Source organism: Faecalibacterium longum, assembly GCF_040094125.1.
Lineage (GTDB): Bacteria > Bacillota > Clostridia > Oscillospirales > Ruminococcaceae > Faecalibacterium > Faecalibacterium longum.
The window spans coordinates 141,077-162,442 of the sequence record NZ_JBBNIH010000170.1; the positions used below are offsets into that span (position 1 = coordinate 141,077).

18 protein-coding genes are annotated in these 21,366 nt (G+C 62.9%); 2 read left to right on the forward strand and 16 right to left on the reverse strand.

Features of this window, described 5'->3' with window-relative positions; all coding sequences use genetic code 11:
* Positions 1 to 19 precede the first annotated feature (19 nt).
* From ftsH to AAAU26_RS13100, 8 genes are all read right to left on the reverse strand, one after another.
* A complete protein-coding gene (gene ftsH / locus AAAU26_RS13065; protein ID WP_431834305.1) occupies positions 20 to 2,098 on the reverse strand; it encodes an ATP-dependent zinc metalloprotease FtsH in 2,079 nt (692 codons plus the stop codon).
* Between the two features lie 93 nt (positions 2,099 to 2,191).
* Positions 2,192 to 2,740: a hypoxanthine phosphoribosyltransferase gene (gene hpt / locus AAAU26_RS13070; protein WP_158394769.1), complete on the reverse strand. Its 549-nt coding sequence runs from the start codon at positions 2,738 to 2,740 to the stop codon at positions 2,192 to 2,194.
* Positions 2,737 to 4,203 (reverse strand): tRNA lysidine(34) synthetase TilS, encoded by a 1,467-nt coding sequence (tilS, locus tag AAAU26_RS13075; protein WP_227618382.1) that lies wholly within the window; start codon positions 4,201 to 4,203, stop codon positions 2,737 to 2,739. Before tilS ends, hpt begins: the two co-directional genes overlap by 4 nt.
* Positions 4,203 to 5,600 carry a replicative DNA helicase gene (dnaB, locus tag AAAU26_RS13080; protein ID WP_015564739.1) on the reverse strand — a complete coding sequence of 466 codons (1,398 nt, stop codon included), beginning with the start codon at positions 5,598 to 5,600 and terminating at the stop codon, positions 4,203 to 4,205. The genes tilS and dnaB overlap by 1 nt, the downstream gene beginning before the upstream one ends.
* Before the next feature lie 88 nt (positions 5,601 to 5,688).
* The gene (gene rplI / locus AAAU26_RS13085) at positions 5,689 to 6,144 is read right to left on the reverse strand and encodes a 50S ribosomal protein L9 (RefSeq protein WP_015564738.1); all 456 of its coding nucleotides are present in this window, start codon (positions 6,142 to 6,144) and stop codon (positions 5,689 to 5,691) included.
* Between the two features lie 80 nt (positions 6,145 to 6,224).
* Entirely contained in the window at positions 6,225 to 7,328 is a 1,104-nt protein-coding gene (gene glf, locus AAAU26_RS13090) for a UDP-galactopyranose mutase (protein WP_227618383.1), read from the reverse strand.
* Positions 7,328 to 9,334, reverse strand: a complete 2,007-nt coding sequence (locus tag AAAU26_RS13095) for a DHH family phosphoesterase (RefSeq protein ID WP_227618384.1) — start codon at positions 9,332 to 9,334, stop codon at positions 7,328 to 7,330. The genes glf and AAAU26_RS13095 overlap by 1 nt, the downstream gene beginning before the upstream one ends.
* A gap of 27 nt (positions 9,335 to 9,361) precedes the next feature.
* Positions 9,362 to 11,149, reverse strand: coding sequence for a ribonuclease J (locus AAAU26_RS13100; RefSeq protein ID WP_227618385.1), 1,788 nt, complete (start codon positions 11,147 to 11,149; stop codon positions 9,362 to 9,364).
* 401 nt (positions 11,150 to 11,550) lie between these two features.
* Between AAAU26_RS13100 and rnhA the strand changes: the two genes are divergently transcribed.
* Together rnhA and AAAU26_RS13110 are read left to right on the forward strand one after the other, a co-directional pair.
* Positions 11,551 to 12,015, forward strand: coding sequence for a ribonuclease HI (rnhA, locus tag AAAU26_RS13105; RefSeq protein WP_015564734.1), 465 nt, complete (start codon positions 11,551 to 11,553; stop codon positions 12,013 to 12,015).
* Positions 12,012 to 12,530 (forward strand): adenine nucleotide alpha hydrolase family protein, encoded by a 519-nt coding sequence (locus AAAU26_RS13110; protein WP_227618386.1) that lies wholly within the window; start codon positions 12,012 to 12,014, stop codon positions 12,528 to 12,530. Before rnhA ends, AAAU26_RS13110 begins: the two co-directional genes overlap by 4 nt.
* 94 nt (positions 12,531 to 12,624) lie before the next feature.
* On the opposite strand, the gene mgsA is transcribed toward AAAU26_RS13110, so the two are convergent.
* The 8 genes from mgsA to AAAU26_RS13150 all read right to left on the reverse strand — a co-directional run bounded on the left by mgsA (position 12,625) and on the right by AAAU26_RS13150 (position 21,339).
* Positions 12,625 to 13,029 (reverse strand): methylglyoxal synthase, encoded by a 405-nt coding sequence (gene mgsA / locus AAAU26_RS13115; protein ID WP_015564732.1) that lies wholly within the window; start codon positions 13,027 to 13,029, stop codon positions 12,625 to 12,627.
* Positions 13,030 to 13,175: 146 nt separating this feature from the next.
* Positions 13,176 to 15,362, reverse strand: a complete 2,187-nt coding sequence (locus AAAU26_RS13120) for a peptidoglycan D,D-transpeptidase FtsI family protein (protein ID WP_227618387.1) — start codon at positions 15,360 to 15,362, stop codon at positions 13,176 to 13,178.
* 27 nt (positions 15,363 to 15,389) lie between these two features.
* The gene (gene mreD, locus AAAU26_RS13125; RefSeq protein ID WP_227618388.1) at positions 15,390 to 15,923 is read right to left on the reverse strand and encodes a rod shape-determining protein MreD; all 534 of its coding nucleotides are present in this window, start codon (positions 15,921 to 15,923) and stop codon (positions 15,390 to 15,392) included.
* A gap of 12 nt (positions 15,924 to 15,935) precedes the next feature.
* On the reverse strand, positions 15,936 to 16,766 hold the full coding sequence (gene mreC, locus AAAU26_RS13130; RefSeq protein WP_207676307.1) for a rod shape-determining protein MreC: 831 nt from the start codon (positions 16,764 to 16,766) through the stop codon (positions 15,936 to 15,938).
* Between the two features lie 129 nt (positions 16,767 to 16,895).
* Entirely contained in the window at positions 16,896 to 17,918 is a 1,023-nt protein-coding gene (locus AAAU26_RS13135; protein WP_015564729.1) for a rod shape-determining protein, read from the reverse strand.
* 193 nt (positions 17,919 to 18,111) lie between these two features.
* The gene (locus AAAU26_RS13140; RefSeq protein ID WP_227618389.1) at positions 18,112 to 18,663 is read right to left on the reverse strand and encodes a Maf family protein; all 552 of its coding nucleotides are present in this window, start codon (positions 18,661 to 18,663) and stop codon (positions 18,112 to 18,114) included.
* Between the two features lie 144 nt (positions 18,664 to 18,807).
* A complete protein-coding gene (dut, locus tag AAAU26_RS13145) occupies positions 18,808 to 19,254 on the reverse strand; it encodes a dUTP diphosphatase (RefSeq protein WP_227618390.1) in 447 nt (148 codons plus the stop codon).
* An 18-nt stretch (positions 19,255 to 19,272) separates the two neighbouring features.
* A complete protein-coding gene (locus AAAU26_RS13150; RefSeq protein ID WP_227618391.1) occupies positions 19,273 to 21,339 on the reverse strand; it encodes a U32 family peptidase in 2,067 nt (688 codons plus the stop codon).
* Between the last annotated feature and the right edge of the window lie 27 nt (positions 21,340 to 21,366).

Genomic DNA, 21,366 nt, shown 5'->3' on the forward strand with positions numbered 1-21,366 from the left:
CTCTCCCCTTTCTCTTGGTTTACTGGTTGGCTTCGCCTTCATCCGGCGTTTCGGGGGCCGGGGCTTCCTGCGGGGCGGCATCCACTGCCTCAGCAGGTTCGGCAGGCTCCGCAGCCTCTGCGGTCTCGGCCTGTTCCACAGGCTGGACAGCGGGCTGAGCCTCGGCGGGCTTTGCATCGGGGTCCTCACGCGGGGTCAGGGGCTCGCCTGCCATCACGGCATTGAACTCCTTCTCGTTCAGCTTCTCGCGCTCCATCAGGGCCTGTGCCAGCGCATGGAGCTGGTCGATATGCTCCGTCAGGGTGCGGCGGCAGGTCTCGTAGGCCTCGTCGATGATGTCCCGCATCTCGCTGTCGATCTCAGCAGCAGTAGTCTCGCTGTAGCCCTTGCCCTGACCGAGGTCGCGGCCCAGGAAGGTCTCCTCCTGAGAGGTGCCGTAGACCACAGGGCCAAGGCGCTCGGAGAAGCCGTACTTGGTGATCATCTGGCGGGCGATGTTCGTCGCCTGCTGCAGGTCGTTGGACGCACCGGTGGAGATGTCGTCCAGGATAAGCTGCTCGGCTACGCGGCCGCCCAGACTGGACACGATGTCCTCGAACATCTCGCCCTTGGTGACGTAGCTGCGGTCTTTCTCGGGCAGATACATGGTGTAGCCGCCGGCCTGACCGCGGGGGATGATGGTGATCTCATGCACACGGGGGTGGTGCTTGCAGTAGAAGCCCGCCACAGCGTGGCCTGCCTCGTGGTAGGCGGTGAGCTTTTTCTCTTCGGGGGTGACGACCCGGCTCTTCTTCTCGGGGCCGGCCATGACCTTCATGGAAGCCTCTTCGATGTCCTCCATCGTAATGGCCTTGCGGCTGCGGCGTGCAGCCAGCAGAGCGGCCTCGTTGACGAGGTTCTCGAGGTCAGCGCCCGCAAAGCCTGCGGTGCGCTGTGCGATGACCTTGAGGGAGACATCCGGGGCGAGGGGCTTGTTCTTGGTGTGGACTTTCAGGATTTCCTCGCGGCCCTTGACGTCGGGCAGGCCGACGTAGACCTGACGGTCGAAGCGGCCCGGGCGGAGCAGGGCCTTATCGAGGATGTCGGCACGGTTGGTGGCCGCCATGACGATGACGCCATCGTTGGCCTCGAAGCCGTCCATCTCGACCAGCAGCTGGTTCAGAGTCTGCTCGCGCTCGTCGTGACCGCCGCCGAGACCGGCACCGCGCTGACGGCCCACAGCATCGATCTCATCAATGAAGATGATGCAGGGCATGGTCTTTTTTGCCTTGTCGAAGAGGTCGCGCACACGGGATGCGCCGACGCCGACGTACATCTCGACGAAGTCAGAGCCGGAGATGGAGTAGAACGGCACGCCGGCCTCACCGGCGCAGGCGCGGGCCAGCAGGGTCTTGCCGGTACCCGGAGGGCCGACGAGCAGCACGCCGTGAGGGATGCGTGCGCCCAGAGAGTTGAACTTGTCGGGGCTCTTGAGGAACTCCACGACCTCTTTCAGCTCTTCCTTCTCTTCGTCTTCACCGGCCACATCGGCAAAGGTGGCGGTCTTCTTGTTCTCGTGCTCGTCCTTGACCTTGGCTTTGCCGACATTCATGATGCCGCCGCCACCGCCGACGCCGCCCCGCATCATTGAGAACAGCAAAAAGCCGGTGCAGCCCAGCATCCCCAGATAGAAGATGATCTCCATCCAGGGGATGGTCTCCTTGAGGGAGGTGTAGTCGTAGGTCATGGGCGCGTCGGGATTCGCCGCGTCGTAGGACTCGATATACTTGTCCACGTTCTCGATGAAAACGTAGGCATAGGGCAGTTTATAGCGGACGGTGACGGTGCCGTCGTCCTCCTGCACTGCGCCGGTGGACCCCGACGAGGAGGAGAACATCCCGCTCAGCAGACCGCCGGTAGACTGCACCGTGCTCTGGGTGGAGGAGACGTCCGGCAGGGGCAGGTCGCCTTCTTTCAGGTTCAGGGTGATGACGCTGGTGTTGCGGTCCAGCGTGAAGGCCGTGACCTGATTGTGCTCAAAGTAATGGACGACGGTGGAGTAGCTCATGGTCGAGCCGCTGGTGCTGCCCGACCCGCTGCCCATCACCGACCAGACCATCAGCACGGCGGCCAGCGCCAGTGCGAGGATGAGCGGATTGATACGAGGTCTCTTAGGTTGCAAAAGGATCAACTCCAGTTCTGGTTTTATTTCTTACTTTTCGTAGACGCTGGGTTTGAGTACGCCGATGTAGGGCAGGTTGCGGTACTTCTCGTCGTAGTCGAGGCCGTAGCCCACCACGAACTCGTCCGGCACCGCGAAGCCCTCGTAGTCCGGGGCGATGTCGGCCTTGCGGCGGCTGGGCTTGTCGAGGATGGTGCAGATCTTCACCGAGTTCGGGTTGCGCATCTTGAGCATCGGCACGAGGTTCGACAGGGTGATGCCGGTGTCGAGGATATCCTCCACGATGAGCACGTCCTTGCCGGAGAGGTCGCCGTCCAGGTCCTTGATGATCTTGACGAGGCCGGTGCTGGTGGTGTTGCCGCCGCCGTAGCTGGACACCACCATGAAGTCGATGCTGCACGGGATGCTCACAGCGCGCATCAGGTCGGCCATAAAGACCACCGAGCCCTTGAGGATGGAGACGAGAACGAGGTTTCTGCCCTCATAGTCTTTGCTGATCTGAGCGCCCAGCTCAGCCACTTTCGCTTTCAGCTCCTCTTCCGAAACGAGGACCTTCAAAATATCGTCATTCATGCTCATGATTCGATTCCTCCAAAATTTTCTAGTTTCACCTGCAGCAGCTGCCCGGTGTCCGGCCCGGGGGCCAGCCCATCGGCAAAGCCCTCTCCGCAGACCCACAGCACCTGTCTGCCTGCCGCCAGCAGCGGCAGCGTGTCCCGTTCCCGGGGCGGGATGCCCGCCTCGTTCATCCATTTGCGCAGCTCCCGGTCTATCCCCCGCCCGGCCGGACGGAAGCGGTCGCCGGGCTGACGGCAGCGCAGCCGCAGAACAGGACATATCGAGTTTATTTTAGCATAATCTGCCTGATTTTTTAAGTCTTTTTTATGAACGCCCTGTGTTTTTTCTTCAAAACAGGCCGAAACCACCCGGATATGCAGCTTTCTGCCGCCGGGCAGCGGATAATCGCCGCCCTCCGGCAGGGATACTTCAAATTTCGGACCGTCCGCTTTTTCGCCCTGCTGGCGGGTGTTTTTATCGGCTTTCTCCCGCCAGAGCACGCCGTCCCGGGCGCAGAAGCGGACGGCGTCGGTGAGCTGCACCGCGCCGCTGCCCTTTTCCACAAGGTCGGCCAGCAGGCGGATATATTTTTCCTCCGCGTCCCGCACCGGCTCCACAAGGCTGTGGAGGGCCATGTCGAGGATGAGCGGGTCGGCCTGCCGCAAAGGCTCTGACATCCACACGGGCTGGCCGCTGCGCAGGGCGTATCCCGCCCCGCCGGGCAGGCTTTTTGCGTCCGCTGCCCGGGCCGAAGCCAGCAGCGCATCCGCCTGCCGGGCGAAGTATTCGTCCGCCTTGGCGGCTTTCTCACAGAAGCGGGCCAGATTGCGCTCGGCGGCGCTGTTGACCCCGCAGAGGGCGGGCAGTGCGCCGTGGCGCAGACGGTTGCGGGCGTAGTCGTCAGCGTCGTTGGTCTCGTCGGTGACCCAGCGTTCGCCGCAGGCGCGGCAGACAGCCTCGGTGTCGGCCCTCGTCAGGCAGAGCAGAGGCCGCAGATAGCCCGGGCGGCTGGGCCGGATGCCCGCCGCGCCGTGGAGGCCGGTGCCTCTGGCCAGCCGGAACAGCAGCGTCTCGGCCTGGTCACTCCCAGTATGGGCAGTTGCGACGGCATCTATCCCGTCGGCCAGCACCCGCTCAAAGCAGGCATACCGCAGGCGGCGCGCCCAGTCCTCCCCCGCCCGGGGCTTTCCTGCCTCGGCTTCCAGCTCAGCGGCATGGAACACCTGCAGCGGCAGGCCCAGCCGGGCGCAGACCTCCCGGACGAAGGCTTCGTCCCGGTCCGCCGTCTCCCCCCGCAGGCCGTGGTTGACGTGGCAGACCGTGAGGGCGATGCCCCTTTCCTCGGCCAGCGGGCGCATGAGGCAGAGCAGGGCCATGCTGTCGGCCCCGCCCGAAACAGCCAGCGCGAGATGCTTTTTGCCGTCCAGCAGCTTTTCCCGGGCGCAGAAGCCGCGCACCGTCTGTAAGATCTCTTCGTAGTTCATCAGCGTTTGAAGTCCACATCCATAAAGCGGGTGTGGGCGCCGTCCCAGCCCAGCGGCACCGTGCTGGTCTCGCCGTGACGGTTCTTTGCCACGATGCACTCGGCGGTGTCGGCGTCCACCTCCGCGCCGTCGGGGTTCTGGCTGGCGTAGTAGGAGTCGCGGTACAGGAAGAGGACGCAGTCGGCGTCCTGCTCGATGGAGCCGGAGTCGCGCAGGTCAGACAGCTGGGGGCGGTGGCTGGAATTGTTGCCCTGCTTTTCCACCGCACGGGACAGCTGGCTCAGAGCGATGATCGGCACGTTCATCTCTTTAGCCATGATTTTGAGGTTTCGGGTGATGGAGCTGATCTCCTGCACGCGGTTCTCGCTGCGCTGGCCGCTGGTCATCAGCTGCAGATAATCGATGACGATGAGGCCCACGTTGGGGCGGGCGGGGTCCTGATTGACCCGGCGGATCTTCGCCTTCATCTCGGTGATGGTGATGCCCGAGGTGTCGTCCATATAAATCGGTGCGTCGTGCAGTTTTTCGGTGGCGAGGGCCAGATACTCCCAGTCCTCGGCTCGGAGCGCACCGGTGCGGAACGCCTGACTGTCGATGCCCGCTTCAGCGGAGAGGATGCGGTTGGTCAGCTGCTCCTTCGTCATTTCGAGGCTGAAGATGGCCACCGGCACCTTCTGCTGCATGGCCACGCGGGTAGCGATGTTCAGCGCGAAACTGGTCTTGCCCATACCGGGGCGGGCAGCGAGGATGATGAGGTCGCCGCGGCCAAGGCCGGTGAGGACGGTGTCCAGCAGCCGGAAGCCGGTGGGGATGCCCTTATACTTGTCGGCGTCGGGGCCGCTGATCTTTTGCAGATTTGTCAGAGTCTCCACCATGCTGGAAGAAAGGGGCGTCAGGGCGCTGGAATCGCGGCCGGAGCGGATCTCATAGATGCGCTGCTCGGCGTTTTCCAGCAGCAGGTCGGCGTCGGGCTCGTCGCCCGCGTCCTGCAAAATGTCCTTTGCGACACCCATCAGCTGGCGCACCAGATACTTTTCCTGCACGATCTGCGCATACGCCTTGACGTTGGAGATGCTGGGAACCGTCTCGGCGAGGCCGGTCAGGTAGACTTTCGCCTCGTCGGCGCTGGGGAACACGCCGTCCGAAATGACGGCGTCCAGCAGGGTGACGAAGTCGATGGTCTGGTCGCTGGTAAAGAGGCGGAGCATCTCGGAGTAGATCTGAGCGTTCTGCCGGGTGTAGAACATCTCGGGCCGGATGATCTCGACGAGGTCGGTCAGGGTCTCGGGTTTCAGCAGCACCGCGCCCAGCACGCTCTGCTCTGCCTGCATATTGTAGGGCAGGTTGATGCCCACGCTCTCGAGGTTGAGTTCGTTATAATGTCGTTCGTTCGGCATGGTCGTTATCCTTCTGCTTTATTTATATATAAATGCCGTAAAGCCAAAAAGCGCCCCCTGCCGAGAGGGGGCGCAGATAGCGGTCAAATCAGGCCTGCTCCACTTCTACCTGGACCTTGAAGGAAGCCACGACACCGACATGGAGGCGGACTTTGCCGTTAAAGACGCCCGCGTCCTTGATGTCCTTGGTCTCCAGCTCGATCTTCTTCTTGTCGATGGGAGAACCGGCCAGCTGGGCCAGAGCCTCAGCGACTTCCTTGCCGGTGACCTTGCCGTGCAGACGGCCGGAGGCACCGCCCTTGGCCTTGATGACCACGGTCTTGCCCTCGAGCTTCGCGGCCACAGCCTGAGCGGCGGCCACGTTCTCAGCCTCGTGGAAGTCGGCAGCGGCCTCCTTGCCCCGGGCGATATTCACCGCGCTGGCGTCGGCCACAGCGGCCAGCTTGCGCGGGAACAGAAAGTTGCGGGCGTAGCCGTCGGAGACCTCGTGGATCTCGTCCTTCTTGCCGATGCCCTTGACGTCCTGCTTCAGAATCACTTTCATGATAGTATCCCTCACTTCTCACCGGGAAACCGGTGGATTTCTATGGTTAGTATACAGCAATCGGGCTGTTACGTCAACGCTTACGCCAGCTCCCTGCCCACGACGTCCAGCGCCACCTCGATGACCTTATCCATGTCGTAGTACTTGTACTCGCCCAGACGTCCGCCGAAGATGACCCCCGGCTCGGCGTCGGCCAGCTTCTTGTACTCGGCGTAGAGTGCGCCGTTCTTCTCGTCGTTCACCGGGTAGTAGGGTTCATCGCCGGGCTTCCACTCGGCGCTGTACTCGCGGCTGATGACGGTCTTGGGCTGGGTGCCGAACTCAAAGTGCTTGTGCTCGATGATGCGGGTGTAGGGCGTCTCGGCGTCGGTGTAGTTGACGACGGCGTTGCCCTGATAATTGTCGGTGTCCAGCGTCTCCGTCTCAAAGCGGACGCTGCGGTACTGCAATGCGCCCAGCTTGTAGCCGAAGTAGGCGTCCACCGGGCCGGTGTAGACGACCCTGTCGGCCAGCTTGTCCAGCTCTGCCTTCTCGGCCAGATAGTCCACGCCCAGGCGCACTTCCACGCCGTCCAGCATCTTCTCCACCATGGCGGTATAGCCGCCGTTGGGGATGCCCTGATACAGGGCGTTGAAGTAGTTGTCGTCGTAGGTAAAACGGACGGGCAGGCGCTTGATGATGAAAGCGGGCAGCTCGGTGCAGGGGCGGCCCCACTGCTTGCCGGTGTAGCCCTTGATGAGCTTTTCGTAGATGTCGGTGCCGACCAGGCTGATGGCCTGCTCCTCGAGGTTCTTCGGCTCCGTGATGCCGGCCTCGGCGCGCTGCTGCTCGATCTTCGCCTTCGCCTCGGCGGGGGTCACGACGCCCCACATCCTGTTGAAGGTGTTCATATTGAAGGGCAGGTTGTAGATCTCGCCGTGATAGTTGGCGACAGGGCTGTTGGTGTAGCGGTTGAACTCCGCGAACTGGTTGACGTACTGCCACACAGCCTTGTTGTTGGTGTGGAAGATGTGGGCGCCGTAGCGGTGGACGTTGATGCCCTCCACCTCTTCGGTGTAGATGTTGCCTGCGATATGAGCGCGCTTATCGATGACGAGGCAGCGCTTGCCGGCCTTCTTGGCCTCATGGGCAAATACCGCGCCGTACAGGCCAGCGCCAACGATAAGATAATCGTACTGTTTCATTACTGTTTATCCTTTTTCTTCTGTTCGGATTCCGACTCGAGGCCGCTCTTTTTCTGGGCCTCCCGGTACTGGTCGATGGCCGTCTGGATGCGGCTGTGGGCCGCCTCCGGGGTGATATGCTTGAGCTGGGCCGCTGCCATGGTCTGATGACCGCCGCCGCCCAGAGACTCCATGATGACCTGCACATTCACCGCGCCGAGGCTGCGGGCCGAGATGTTGACGCCGCCGCCCACCTGCACGGCCACGAAGCTGGCCTCCACGTTCTGGATGGTCAGCAGGTCGTTGGCCGCCTGAGCGATGGCCACCCGGGCCTCGGGGGCCACCTCGCCGCTGACGGTGATGGCGCAGCCCCGGTACATCTGGGCTTCCGATACCAGTCTGGCCTTGGTGGTGTACTCCACCATGCTCACATCAAAGAGCTGACGCACATGCTCCGTCTCCGCGCCGTAGCGGCGGAGGGCCGCAGCGGCCTCGAAGGTGCGCACGCCGGTGTGGAGGGTAAAGTCACGGGTGTCCAGCATGATGCCGGAGAGCAGTCCCTCGGCCTCGATGCGGTTGGGCTTGTCGTCCCGGTCGCCCACATACTGCAAGAACTCCGTGACCAGCTCACTGGCCGAGGATGCATAGGGCTCGTGGCAGACGAGGTCGGCCTTCTCGATGAAGCCGACGCCCTTGCGGTGGTGGTCGATGACGGCCACCTTGCCGCATTTTTCCAGTATCTCGCGGCTCTCCACCAGACCCAGCTGGTATGTATCCACGACGATACAGAGCGTTCTCTGGGAAATAATGGGCAGAGCGCCCTTGGGGTCGATGAAGTCGTCCTCCTGCCCTGCCGCGATGAGGGCGTTGATGAGGCTGCCCGCCAAAGTGGCGTCACGGCGCACGGCGATGACTGCCGGCACATCGCAGATCTTGCAGATGCGCAGCACGCCCTCGGCAGAGCCGATGGCGTCCAAGTCGCTCATCCGGTGGCCCATGATGACCACATGGTCAGCCTCTTTGATGAGCTTGACCAGCTGGTCGGCCACGATGCGGCTGCGCACCTTGCTGCGCTTTTCCACGCCGTGGCTGACACCACCGTAGAAGGTAAAGCCGTCCGGGGTCATCTCGGCGGCCTGGTCGCCGCCGCGCCCCTGCGCCATATCCAGCGCCTGAACGGCCATGTCCTGAGCCTCCCGCAGGGTCTTGGCCCCGCGTCCGACGCCGATGGAGATGGAGAGGTTCACGCTGGGGTCGAGGGCGCGGATCTTGTCCAGCACGTCGTAGCCGCGCTTGGCGAACTGCTCCAGCTGGCGCTCTTCCACCACAGCGATGTAGCGGCCACTGGCCACGCGGCGCAGAAAGCCCGTGCCGCGGCCTATCATATCTTCCAGCACCCGGTTGATGCCTTCCAGCAGGCGGGCGCGCTCGCTGTCCAGCATATCGCTGAACACGTCGTCGTAGCCGTCCACGAGGAAGACCAGATAGCCCGGGCGGCTGGCCTTATATTCGGCCTCCACTTTGCGGAGGGCCGTTTCCTCATTCAGGACAAGAAGGGTCATGCTCTCAGCCTCGCCGGGGACGGTGGAGCTGTGAGCGCTCCACACGCCGTCGGCCAGATTGAGCAGCTGGCCGCTGACCTTGCGTGCCTCCTGCAGGTCGAGGCCGGGCAGCACTTTCTGCACCCGGGGGACCAGAAGGGCTTCGCCTTTCATCAGACGGGTGCGGAACTCGGTGTTGTACCACAGCACCGTCTCCCCCGAAAGGAGGGCGGCAGGCTGGCTCAGCGGCTCGAGGCTGAACTGCGTCTTCGATTTTTCGAAGCTGCCGCCGCAGACCCAGCGGGCCACCCAGCTGCGCACCCGGTAGCGGAACACTCCAAACAGGGCGAACCACAGCACCGCCAGCACCACCAGCACTGGCCAGATGGCCGGGCGCTGCACCAGAAGCACCAGCACCAGCAGGGCGCAGAGCACCGCCAGCGCAGCGGTCAGCATTTCAAGAGTCCATCTTGGTTTTTGTTTCATGAAGTGTTATGCCTCCTGCGGGCAGACTCAGACCTCCATCAGGATGGGGAGGATCATGGGGCTGCGCTTGGTGCGGCGGTAGATATAGCTGCTCAGGGCCTCGCGCACCCGGGTCTTGACGCTGTTCCAGTCGCGGACGTGCTCGTCCACGCAGCGGTCAAGAGCCGTCTCCACGATGCTCTGGGCGCCGTCCATCAGGCTCTCGTTCTCCCGCACATAGACGAAGCCGCGGCTCACGAGGTCGGGGCCGGCCAGAACTTTGCCGGTCTTGCTGTCCACGGTGGCCACGATGATGACGAGGCCGTCCTCAGACAGATGCTTGCGGTCGCGCAGGACGACGTTGCCCACATCGCCCACGCCGAGGCCGTCCACCATGACAGCGCCCGCCGTCACCGGCTCGCCCAGCTTCATCTCGTCCTGACTGAGGATGATGTTGGAGCCGTTCTCGGCAATGAGGATGTTGCTGGTGGGGATGCCGAGGCTTGCCGCCGTGATGGCGTGCTTTTTCAGCTGCTTATATTCGCCGTGGACAGGCAGGAAATACTTGGGTCTGGTCAGGGTGAGCATCAGCTTCTGCTCTTCCTGACAGGCGTGGCCGGAGACGTGGACGTCGTACATGCCCTCATAGATGACCTCTGCGCCCAGCAGGAGCAGACCGTTGACGATCTTGGTCACGCTCTTCTCATTGCCGGGGATGGGCTTGGCCGAGATGATGATGAAGTCGCCGGGGCCGACGCGCACCTGACGGTGGCTGCAGGAAGCCATGCGGCTCAGGGCGCTCAGAGGCTCGCCCTGACTGCCGGTGGTCACCAGCACCACCTGTTCCGGCGGATACTGGTTTATCTCATCGATGCTGATGAGGGTGCCTTCCGGGATGTGCATATAGCCCAGCTCCTGAGCCATGGCGGTATTGTTGACCATGCTGCGGCCGCTGAAGGCCACCTTGCGGCCATCCTCCACGGCGAGGTCGATGATCTGCTGGACGCGGTAGATGTTGGACGCGAAGGTCGCAATGATGATGCGCTTGTTCTGCGCCCGGGCAAACAGGCTGCGGACACCGGCGGCCACCTTCTGCTCGGTGGCGGTGAAGCCGGGACGCTCCGCGTTGGTGGAGTCGCTCAGCAGAGCCAGCACGCCCTTCTGGCCGTACTCAGACAGAGTAGCAAGGTCGGTGGGGCCGCAGGCCAGCGGGGTGTAGTCGATCTTGAAGTCGCCGGTCTGGATGATGGTGCCGGCCGGGCTGTCGATGGCGAAAGCCACCGCGTCCGGGATGGAGTGGTTCACATGGATGGGCTCCACGGTGAAGCAGCCCAGCTTGAGCTTCTGGCGGGGGGTGATCTCCACGAACTTGGTCTTGCCTGCAAGGCCGAACTCCTCCAGCTTATTGCGGATGAGGCCGCAGGTCAGGCGGGTGCCGTAGATGGGCAGATCGAACTTCTGCAGCAGGTAGGGGATGCTGCCGATGTGGTCCTCATGGCCGTGGGTGATGAGCAGACCCTTGATCTTATCCTTATTCTGCACCACAAAGGTGAAGTCCGGGATGACCATATCGACGCCGAACATATCGTTATCCGGGAAGACGAGGCCGCAGTCCACGATGATCATATCGCCGCAGCACTCATAGACCGTCATATTCTTGCCCACTTCGCCGAGGCCGCCCAGCGGATAGATATGGATGGGCGTTGCAGCCTCTTTGGGCTGCTGGGGGCGGCGGGGCCGGCGGGTGTAGTGGGGGCGGCGGGAAGTGCGGGGGCGCTTTTCGCCGGACGCATTGGCCGCAGCGGGAGCCTGGTTCTGTTCTTTTGTCTGTGCCATCGAAAACCTCCAAAAATTCAATCAGCAAAGCACAGGTCTGCCCTGGAAGACAGCCTGCCCTGCATTAAGGGAAGCATAAAAACGCATCTGCTTCCGTCGGATGCATCGTATAGAAATCATTTTATCAGCGTTGTTTTATACCACGCTGCTGGTTCCGCAGGAAGCCTTTTGCCCATCCAGTCCATCTGTTCGATGCGACCGCGGCGCTTCGGCAGGAACGCTGTGAGCGCACCCACGGCGCGCCCCTATACGCATTTCGTTGCAACAAGTATAGTATTTCTCGCCTCTTTTGTCAATTCCAAGCTTGGGCCGGGCGGTGGCAAATTATGCCCTGCCCCTTGACAGACGGGCCAAAATGGCTCTAAATAATAGGTACTACAAACATGATGCAGGAGAGACGCATGAAACAAGTCGAAGTTTACACCGACGGCGCGTGCAGCGGCAACCCCGGTCCCGGCGGCTGGGGCGCGGTGCTGCGCTACCGCTTTAACGGCAAGGTCTACGAAAAGGAGCTCAGCGGCGGCGACGCCTCCACCACCAACAACCGGATGGAGCTGACGGCCTTCATCGAGGCGCTGCGCCAGCTCAAGGAGCCCTGCGAGGTGCGGCTGTGCTCCGACAGCCAGTACGTCATCAACGGGCTGGAAAAAGGCTGGGCCAGGGGCTGGAAGCGCCGGGGCTGGAAAAAGTCCGACGGCTCCCCTGCCCTGAATCCCGACCTCTGGGAGCAGGCCCTGGAGCAGGAAGCCCGCCACAAGCTCACCTACGTCTGGGTCAAAGGCCACGCAGGCCACCCGGAGAACGAACGCTGCGACCAGCTTGCGGTCGCCCAGAGCCAGGCACATGGCGGGAGACAGGGACGATGAACGATGCTTTTCTGCCCGGGAACGGGTTTGACACCTACGAAGAACAGGACCGGGTCCTGATGGGTCTGAGCGGCAGTGTGCGCAGCGGCGTGGCCGTCCGCATCCTGCAGCAGCAGGGCTTTGCCGTGGCGGCAGCGGTCGTCCGGCTGGCTGACACCCCCGAAGAACACGCCGCCGTGGACGCAGCCAGGGCTCTGGCAAAGAAGCTGGACGTGGAGTGCGTCACCCTCAACGCCGAGGCTCTGGCCGGACAGGATGCCGAAGCCGCCCGCTTCGCGGCCCTGCTCACTGCCGCCGACAAACTGGGCATCCAGTATATTGCCTCCGGCCGCTACGCCCGCATCGAGACAGACGCACAGGGCATGAGCCACCTGTTCGCCCCCGAGAGCGGCGCACCGGACGAGAGCGGAAAGCTTGCCGCCCTCCCACCCGAGGTCCTGAGCCGCCTCATCCTGCCGCTGGGCGATTTCGCCCCGGAGGACGTGGCAGAGATGGCGGAGGATTTTAAGCTGTAGGATCTTTCGCTTCCGGTCAGCGCCTGAGAGGGCAAGCCCGTTGAAGCAAAAATCCCCCGTGCAGTTCAGCTGCACGGGGGATTCGTTTTCTGGATTAGTTCTGGGGATGCACGATGTCGCGCCAGTCGAGGTCGCCGCGCTCGAGGCCGTGGATAAGGACCTCAGCGGTGGCGATGTTGGTGGCCATCGGGATGTTGTGGACATCGCACAGGCGCAGCAGAGTCATCTCATTCGGCTCGCTGGGCTTTGCGTTGATGGGGTCGCGGAAGAACAGCAGCAGATCTACTTCGTTGCAGGCGATGCGGGACGCGATCTGCTGGTCGCCGCCCTGTACGCCCGCCAGAAAGCGCTGCACCTGCAGACCGGTGGCTTCGGCGATCATCTTGCCGGTCGTACCGGTTGCCACCAATTTATGCTGGCTCAAAATCCGGCAGTACGCCGTACAGAACTGTACCATCAGCTCTTTTTTGGAGTCATGCGCAATCAGTGCAATCGTCATCGGTCAACCTCTCCTTTTCCCACGCCCCTGTCCGGGGCAATCATCTTACACATATCATAGTATCACAGTTTCCGTCTTTTTACAACTGTTTTTCGGGCAAAAGTTCTAATTTTTCATAGATTTCTGCCAAATCCACGCACCATCGCTCAGGCGGCGGGCTGTTCTGCGGGAGCGGTGTCGTCTGCAAGGGCGTCGTTGTTTTCCACAGTCTCCGGCACAGCATCCTGCCCGTCGGCTGTCGTGTCAGCCGTCTCGCCTGCTCCTGTCTCGTCCAGCGTCAGGCTGCCGTCCTTCATGGCGTAGTAGGCGTCGAAGATGTCGGCCACGAGGTTGCCCGCGCGGGCACCGCCGCCGCCGTACTCGATGACGATGCCGAGGGCGATCTCAGCGTCCTCTGCCGGGCCGTAGGCCACCATCATGGTGTTGGTGTAGTGCTTGCGGGTGCTGCCGACGTAGTACGTCTCGCTGCGCTGAGGGGTGCCGGTCTTGCAGGCGATGGTGACGGGGTAGTTCTTCAGGCCCGACATCGTCTCCGACACGCCGATCATACCCTGCCGCACGAGGTCGAAGGTGTCGCCCCGGTCCTCGATGACGTCCATCACCTCGGGCTGGGTCTCCTGCAGGACTTTGCCGGTGTTGGTGTCGAGGATGGCCTTGACGAAGTGGGTGCGGTAGCGCACGCCCCGATTGGCCAGCGTGCCGGCGTAAGTCGCCAGCTGGACGGGGGTGACGACGGTATTGCCCTGACCGATAGCGGCCTGGATGTCCAGAGAAGCGATGTAGTTGGAGTCGTTCTTTGTGGTCAGGCGGCCGGTAGCTTCATTGACCTCCACGCCGGTGCGAGTACCAAGGCCCATCTTGTAGGCGTAGGCGTCGTAGACATCGCTGGTGGTGCGGCGGCCCACATCGTAGAAGAAAATGTTGCAGCTCCACTTGATGGCTGTGATGACGTCGATGTTGCCGCTGTGGCCGTGGCGGGTACACTTGGGGCGGTAGTCGTCATAATAGGTATAGACACCGTTGCAGTAGACGGTGGAAAAGCGGTTGATGACGCCGGAGTCCAGCGCCGCCACCGCCACCGCAGGCTTGAAGGTGGAGCCGGGGGTGTACAGGCCCTGCAACGCGCGGTTGAGCAGGGGCAGGCCCGGGTCCGAGCTGTACTGGCTGTACTGGGTGGCGAAGAGGTTCTGGTCGTAGCTGGGGTAGTTGGAGGCGGCCAGCACACTGCCGTCCTTCGTGCTGATGACCACCACCGCACCGGCGGCAGCCTTGGCAGAACTGCCGCTGTTGTAGGTGCTGTTTATCATCTCGATGTTCTTGGCCAGCGCCCTGTCCACCGCCTGCTGGAAGGCGCTGTCGATGGTGAGCTGGACAGTACGGCCCGGCTCCGGCACGGTGGTCATCGCAGTCCCCACGATGACGCCGTCCGAGCTGCGGGTGATGGTCTCAACGCCGTCCTTGCCCCGCAGCTCGTCTTCGTAGACGGCTTCGAGGCCCGACACGCCGATCATGTCGTTCATGTTATAGCCCTTTTCCCTCAGAGGGTAAGTGGTCTGGCCGTTCTCGTCGGTCACCTTCCACTTTTCGGCGGTGATCTTGCCCACACGGCCCAGCACATGAGGGATGATGTCGCCCTCATCGTAGCTGCGGGTGCTGGTCTCTACGATCTCCACACCGGGCATGGTCAGGCTGTTCTCCTTGATGGTCGCCACGGTCACTTCGCTGACATTCTCGGCCATGACGAAGTTGTTGACGTTGGAGAACGCCTGCTGCTGCATCTCGTAGTGGATGCCGCCCAGCACCCTCTGCCAGTGGAGGGGATAGCTTTCCAGCTTGTAGTCCTCCACCAGCTTTTCCATCACGTCATCGGCGGTGGCGTACTGCTGCAAGCCCAGCGAGTCCTTCATGGCCGCGAGAGCCTTCTGGTCGCTGGTGCTGTCGGCCTGCGCAGTAAAGCTGTAGTGGCCCGCCGCGTCCGGCTCGCCGATGAGCAGCGAGTCGTTCCATTTTTCGCCGTGGGCTTCCAGCAGCTCCACGATGCGCTGCAGCATGGCGTCAAGGTCTTCGTCCCCCATCAGCAGCTTGCTGAGCACCACATTGTAGCTGGTGGTGCTGGCCGCGATGCGGCGTCCGGCGCTGTCCACGATGTCGCCGCGGGCAGCGGTGACGGTAAAGTTATAATCGGTGGTGTTGGTCGCCTGCGCCTTGAAGCTGTCGCTGTTGACGAGCTGCAAAAATATCAGCCGCAGCACATACACGGCGATGAGCACCGAAGCGGCAGCGATGAGTCCAGCCATCCGGCGCACCACGATCTTGTGTTCGTCTTGATTCATCCGTTTTCCTCCCGGCAGGGTCTGGCATCACACCACGCCGTTGTCTATCTTGAATTCCGTGCTGATGCGCCGCACTGCACAGTGAAGCAGCCAGCTCCCCGGGGCCGTCATCAGGGCCGACGGCAGCACGACCCAGAGAAAACGCTCCCCTGCGCCCGCATAGCCCGGCATATAGTAGAAAAACAGCCAGTCCGCCGACAGCACCAGCAGGGCGCAGACCACGGCCAGCAGCACGAAGTTGGAGGGGGTGTCCTTCAGATAAAGCTGCACGACCACCGACACGCCGAAGCAGAGGATCATCAGCTCCAGCGCCAGCATCCCCACGGTGCGGCCGGCGGTGTAGTCCCACATCAGGCCGCACACCGCGCCAAAGACGGCCCCGGCGAACTCGCCCTCTGCGGCAGACACCGCCAGACAGAGCGGCAGCAGCCAGAGCGGCTTCGCAGCCCCGAACTGGAACAGCCCCGGCATGGTCTGCAAAACCGTACACGCCACCAGCAGAAGGATATAGCAGCCCCATTTCAGCCTCTGGCTGCGGCTGCGCTTGCGGCGAGATTCCATCTCCGGCCCTCCTCAGTAGTTGGTGATGATGAACACATGGCGCACCGTGCGGGGGTCTGCGCCCGGCTGGATGACGGCCAGCGTCGATTTGCCGCTGGCCTCGGGGGTCAGCTCCTTGATGACGCCCACCAGCACATCCGGCGGGAACACCCCGCCCAGACCTGTGGTGATGACCTGATCCCCCTCTCTGCTCAGGGTGCTGCGGGCGAGGTTCGAGAGGATGCACAGGCCGTCGGCGGCGTAGTCGGCGCTGCCGGTGATGATGCCGTTGTCCCGGGTGCGGGACACGACGCCCGCCGCATTGAAGCTGGGATGCAGGACGGTCATGACCTTGCAGCTGGTGAGGTCGGCTTCCCGCACCACGCCCAGCAGATAGCCCTCGTCGCTGATGACGGCGTCGTTGACGGCCACACCGTCCAGTGTGCCTCTGTCCAGCGTGAAGCCCCAGAAGGAGTCCAGCGGGTCGCGGCCAATGACGAAAGAGGACGTGTAGCTCATCTCAGGGTGCTGCTCCTGGATGTTGGCCAGCGCCTTGTAGGCCTCGTTCTCGGCCTTGAGCTTGTCGTAGTCCACCATCTGGGAGCGCAGAGAGGCGTTTTCCTCGCTGAGCTGCTGGTTTTCTTCCAGAATGGCGTCGATGTTGGCGTAGTTCTCCCACAGGGAGGCCACGCCGCTGCTCACCGCCGCTGCTGCCCGCTGGAACGGGGCTACGGCCACGCTCAGCAGCTCCTGCGGGGCGGCGGTCAGGCGTCCGTTCGCACCTGCATAGGCCATGATGCCCACGAGGAAGACCGCGATGGCAATGAGTATCTTAAATTTCCATGTGTCAAAAAAATCCTTCAAGGCGGGTTCCTCCCGAATCTGCAAAAAAGCGCGGACAGCCGTGCCATCCGCGCTCAAAACTCATCTTCTGCGGCGCAGCAGCGCAAAGGTCCTCCCTCAGCGTACCGCCGCAAATGGCACAGCCGAGGCTTACATATGACCGCCGTCGGTATCCAGAACGTCGTGCAGGACATCCACATGGTCCAGCACAGCACCGGCACCCTTGGCCACGCAGTCCAGCGGATCCTCAGCCACATGGACATCGATGCCGGTCTCACTCTCAATGAGCTTGTCGAGGCCGCGCAGCAGTGCGCCGCCGCCGGTCAGGGTGATGCCGTGGTCGATGATGTCGGCGCTCAGCTCGGGCGGGGTGCGCTCCAGAGTCTCCTTGATGGCGCTGGTGATCTTGACCAGGCACTCCAGCAGAGCCTCACGGACATCCTCCGAGTGGACGACGACGTTCTTGGGCAGGCCGTCCACGAGGTTGCGGCCCTTGATCTCGAGGGTCATCTCGGGGTCCATCGGGTAGGCAGAGCCGATCTCGATCTTGATCTGCTCGGCGGTGCGCTCACCGATGAGGAGATTATACTTGCGCTTGATGAAGGCAATGATGGCCTGGTCGAACATATCGCCGGCCATGCGGACGCTGCGGGAGGCCACGATGCCGCCCAGAGAAATGACAGCGATCTCGGCCGTGCCGCCGCCGATGTCCACGATCATGCTGCCGGTGGGCTCGCTGATGGGCAGGCCCGCACCGATGGCAGCGGCCATGGGCTCCTCGATGACCGACACCTGACGGGCGCCGGCCTTCAGCGCAGCCTCACGCACAGCGCGGCGCTCCACCTCGGTGACGCCCGACGGGATGCAGATGACCACGCGGGGGCGGGAGAACATGCTGTTGCCGCAGGCTTTTTTGAGGAAGGTCTCCAGCATATTGGCGGTGATGTCGAAGTCGGCGATGACGCCGTCCTTCAGGGGGCGGACAGCCACGATGCTGCCGGGGGTGCGGCCGATGACGGCCTTTGCCTCAGCGCCCACGCAGCGCACTTCGTCGCTCTTGGTGTCCACGGCCACAACAGAGGGCTCACGCATGATGATGCCCTTGCCCTTCATGTAAACGAGGGTATTGGCAGTACCGAGATCGATACCAACATCCTTTGAAAACAAACTCATATAGTCTTCTCTCCTTACGATTTTCCAGGGTCTATTCCAAAACGCAGAGCCGCCCGCTCAGACCAACGGGCAGCTCATCGCAGAATAACACGTTTTTATTATAGCCGCAAGGCGCGCTTTTCTCAAGCATTTCCGTAAACTTTTTCGAGTTTTTTCATTTTTGACCGCCGGAGCCGCTTTTCTGTGTCCTGCATCAGAATCTGTTCAGCAGACGGGCCGTCCGGCTGACGGGCAGGCCCATGATGGTGTAGTAGTCCCCTTCCAGCCGGTCGAGCCAGAGGGCTGCGCGGCCCTGGATGGCGTAGGCACCGGCCTTGTCGTAGGGCTCTTTGGTGGCCGTGTAGGCGTCTATCTCCCCTTCCGAAATCGGGAAGAAGGTCACCTTGCAGCTGTCCACGAAGCTCTCGGTGCGTACGCCATCCGATACGCAGACGCCGGTATGCACCTCGTGGGTCGCGCCGGACAGGGCGCGGAGCATCCGCTTTGCGTCCTCCACGCTGTGGGGCTTGCCGAAGACTTCGCCGCCCACATCCACGACGGTGTCACATCCCAGCACCACCGCACCGGGATGGTCTTTTGCCACGGCGAGGCATTTGCCCCGGGCCAGCTTTTCCACCAGCTGGGCCGGAGTGGGTGCAGTGACTCCGTTCTCGTCGAAATCGCTGACGCAGATGGTGAAATCCGTCGTGTATAAGCTCAGAAGCTCCTTCCGGCGCGGACTGCCGGAGGCTAATATCAGGTTCATGCTGTTTTCCTCTTTTTCATTCTGTCCTTGGCCGCAGGGCCCGGAATTTTACGACAGCGCAGGCTTTTTCGTCCTGCGTGGGCCTGCCCGACATGCCAAGGGCTCCCCTATTAGGGGAGCTGGCTGCGAAGCAGACTGAGAGGTTCATTTCCCCGTCGAGCCGAAGCCGCCCTCGCCGCGGGCGGTCTCATCCAGTGCGTCGGCCTGCACGAATGCCGCCGTGTACACCGGCGCGATGCAGAGCTGGGCCACTCGCTCACCGGGCTGGATGGTATAAGCCTCCGCGCCCAGATTGACCATCGGGACTTTCAGCTCACCGCGGTAGTCGCTGTCCACGACGCCGACGCCGTTGGCCATGCAGAGGCCGTGCTTGATGGACAGGCCGCTGCGGGCGTAGACCAGCGCCACAGCGTGTGCGCCGGGCAGCTCGATGGCAAGGCCGGTAGGCACCAGCACCCGCTGCATGGGCTGGACCGTCAGCGGCTCATCCAGCACGGCGCACAGGTCGGCAGCGGCAGAGCCGGGGGTGGCGTAGGCGGGCGTCCTGGCGCGGGAGTCTAACACTTTGTATTTTACAGTGATGGGTTCCATAGTATACCTCTTTTATTTTCAGTTCGTTCCCTTAAAGTACAATCCTCTCGTGAACTCTCCCTCAAACGGTGCGTGCTGGCGGATGCTGTCGAGGATGGCGGCGGCCTCTTCCCTGCTTTCCAGCGTGAAGTAAGCCACGCCGTAGTCCACGGTCAGTGCGCCGGGCTTGTCGCCCATATAGATGGGGACGGGATTATAAATAGTACGGACACCCAGCCCGCACCGCACCGGGAACTTCTTCGCCTTGCGGTCGGTGAGCAGGCCGGTCTTGTCGCAGTGGGCACAGTCGTGGATGTTCTGCAGCGGGCAGGCACGGGTGACCATCAGCGGCATATGGCCGTAGGTGATGACGCCGGTCGGCACAGGCTTGCCGTCACGAGTCGGCGCGATGGTGCTGATGTCGCTGTCCTTCACCTCGGGCAGGATGAGTACCGAGCGGAGGCCAAGGTCCGCATAATACTGGGCCGCGAGGTTATTGGTGACGTTGAGGCCGAAGCCGCCGGTCATGGGCAGGCCGCGGCAGAGCCGCAGGTGGGCGATGTTGCTCACCTCATAGCCCGCAAAGCCCGCGTCCTGGGTGGCCGCGATGCGGCGGGCGGTGTCCTCTTCCAGTGCGCCGAACATGACGCGGGGCAGTTCGAGAAGCGTCTTCTCCCGCCACTCGCGGGGGACGCGGTCGGCCTGCGCGATGGGCAGGATGAGGTATTCCACCCCGCTCAGCGCCTGCTCCGGCACCTGCTCCCAGCGCTCGAACCGGGCGCGGAGGGTGCGGTGGGGCGGCAGAGTGCGCAGCGGCAGAGGCGGAAGCTCCACCTCATTCACCGGCCACGGGCGCAGGGTCTCCCGCTTTTTCAGCAGGGCGTCCAGTGCCTCACGGCGCAGCTCGTTGATGGCACTGCCCGGCACGAACCAGGGGCCGCCATCCATCTCCACGTCGATTTTTTCGGCAGAGAAAGGCGTGCCGCCGGTCTTGCTCAGGCTGCGACTCAGGCTCTCGGTGGGGTCGGTGCGGGCGGGCTGAGGTTCGGCGTCGCCGTAGGCGAAGGCTTTGTTGGTGCCGTCAGTGACGGTCAGCTTCTCGCCGCCCTCTTCAATTTCAATTTTCATCTCCACCGGCACGCGGGAACGCTCCCGGCGGTACAGCTCCCGCAGGGCAGGCAGGGTCTTCCTGGTCAGCTCGGCGTCGGCCTCGCTGCGGACGCCGAACATCGTGCCGTCGATCTTTCCGTCCAGATAACCGGAGGTGAAGCCGGAGCGGCTGAACGCATTCTTCAGCAGGTCGCGGTCATAGGCGCGGCCCTCGCGGCCCGCCAGACAGGCGCTGACGGCAGCAGCAACATACTCCGGCGTCCGCAGACGGCCTTCGATTTTCGCTGATGCTACGCCGATGGCCTGCAGCTTGTCCAGCTTGTCGATGACGGAGTTGTCCTTGAGGGACAGGTGGTGCAGACGGCCCGGCTTGCCCTCGGGCAGAGCGTTGGCCTCGAAGGGCAGGCGGCAGGGGCCGGCGCAGGAGCCGCGGTTGCCGCTCCGTCCGCCCAGGAAAGCCGACATATAGCACTGGCCGCTGACGCACATGCAGAGTGCGCCGTGGACGAAGCACTCCGTCTCGATGCCGCAGTGCTTGGTGATGTGCTCCACCTCGGGCAGGCTCAGCTCACGGGCCAGCACGACCCGGGCAAAGCCCAGCTCTTTCAGTTCCAGTGCGCCCTGCAGGGTGTGGACGCTCATCTGGGTGGAACCGTGGCGGGGCAGCTGGGGCGCGATGTCCCCGATGAGCTTCGCCACCGCGAGGTCCTGACAGATGACGGCGTCGGCCCCGCTGGCGGCGACGGCCCGCACGGCGTCGGCCAGACCCGCCAGCTCGCCGCCGTAGACGGTGGTATTCAGCGCCACATGAACGGCCACGCCCCGGGCATGGCAGAACCGGACGGCTTCTTTCAGGCTGTCAGCATCAAAATTGCCCGCACCGGTGCGGGCGTTGAAGCCGGAAAAACCCAGATATACTGCGTCCGCGCCGCTGAATACTGCTGCGCGGAGCATTTCTTCACTGCCCACAGGGGCAAGAATCTCAATTTTTGACATAGCTCTCCCTTTGACATTTATATAATG

Excerpts from the sequence above, each read along its gene's own strand:
- ftsH (WP_431834305.1), bottom strand. The coding sequence starts at position 2,098 with ATGGTCTGGTCGGTGATGGGCAGCGGGTCGGGCAGCACCAGCGGCTCG.
- hpt (WP_158394769.1), bottom strand. The coding sequence starts at position 2,740 with ATGAGCATGAATGACGATATTTTGAAGGTCCTCGTTTCGGAAGAGGAG.
- tilS (WP_227618382.1), bottom strand. The coding sequence starts at position 4,203 with ATGAACTACGAAGAGATCTTACAGACGGTGCGCGGCTTCTGCGCCCGG.
- dnaB (WP_015564739.1), bottom strand. The coding sequence starts at position 5,600 with ATGCCGAACGAACGACATTATAACGAACTCAACCTCGAGAGCGTGGGC.
- rplI (WP_015564738.1), bottom strand. The coding sequence starts at position 6,144 with ATGAAAGTGATTCTGAAGCAGGACGTCAAGGGCATCGGCAAGAAGGAC.
- glf (WP_227618383.1), bottom strand. The coding sequence starts at position 7,328 with ATGAAACAGTACGATTATCTTATCGTTGGCGCTGGCCTGTACGGCGCG.
- AAAU26_RS13095 (WP_227618384.1), bottom strand. The coding sequence starts at position 9,334 with ATGAAACAAAAACCAAGATGGACTCTTGAAATGCTGACCGCTGCGCTG.
- AAAU26_RS13100 (WP_227618385.1), bottom strand. The coding sequence starts at position 11,149 with ATGGCACAGACAAAAGAACAGAACCAGGCTCCCGCTGCGGCCAATGCG.
- rnhA (WP_015564734.1), top strand. The coding sequence starts at position 11,551 with ATGAAACAAGTCGAAGTTTACACCGACGGCGCGTGCAGCGGCAACCCC.
- AAAU26_RS13110 (WP_227618386.1), top strand. The coding sequence starts at position 12,012 with ATGAACGATGCTTTTCTGCCCGGGAACGGGTTTGACACCTACGAAGAA.
- mgsA (WP_015564732.1), bottom strand. The coding sequence starts at position 13,029 with ATGACGATTGCACTGATTGCGCATGACTCCAAAAAAGAGCTGATGGTA.
- AAAU26_RS13120 (WP_227618387.1), bottom strand. The coding sequence starts at position 15,362 with ATGAATCAAGACGAACACAAGATCGTGGTGCGCCGGATGGCTGGACTC.
- mreD (WP_227618388.1), bottom strand. The coding sequence starts at position 15,923 with ATGGAATCTCGCCGCAAGCGCAGCCGCAGCCAGAGGCTGAAATGGGGC.
- AAAU26_RS13135 (WP_015564729.1), bottom strand. The coding sequence starts at position 17,918 with ATGAGTTTGTTTTCAAAGGATGTTGGTATCGATCTCGGTACTGCCAAT.
- AAAU26_RS13140 (WP_227618389.1), bottom strand. The coding sequence starts at position 18,663 with ATGAACCTGATATTAGCCTCCGGCAGTCCGCGCCGGAAGGAGCTTCTG.
- dut (WP_227618390.1), bottom strand. The coding sequence starts at position 19,254 with ATGGAACCCATCACTGTAAAATACAAAGTGTTAGACTCCCGCGCCAGG.
- AAAU26_RS13150 (WP_227618391.1), bottom strand. The coding sequence starts at position 21,339 with ATGTCAAAAATTGAGATTCTTGCCCCTGTGGGCAGTGAAGAAATGCTC.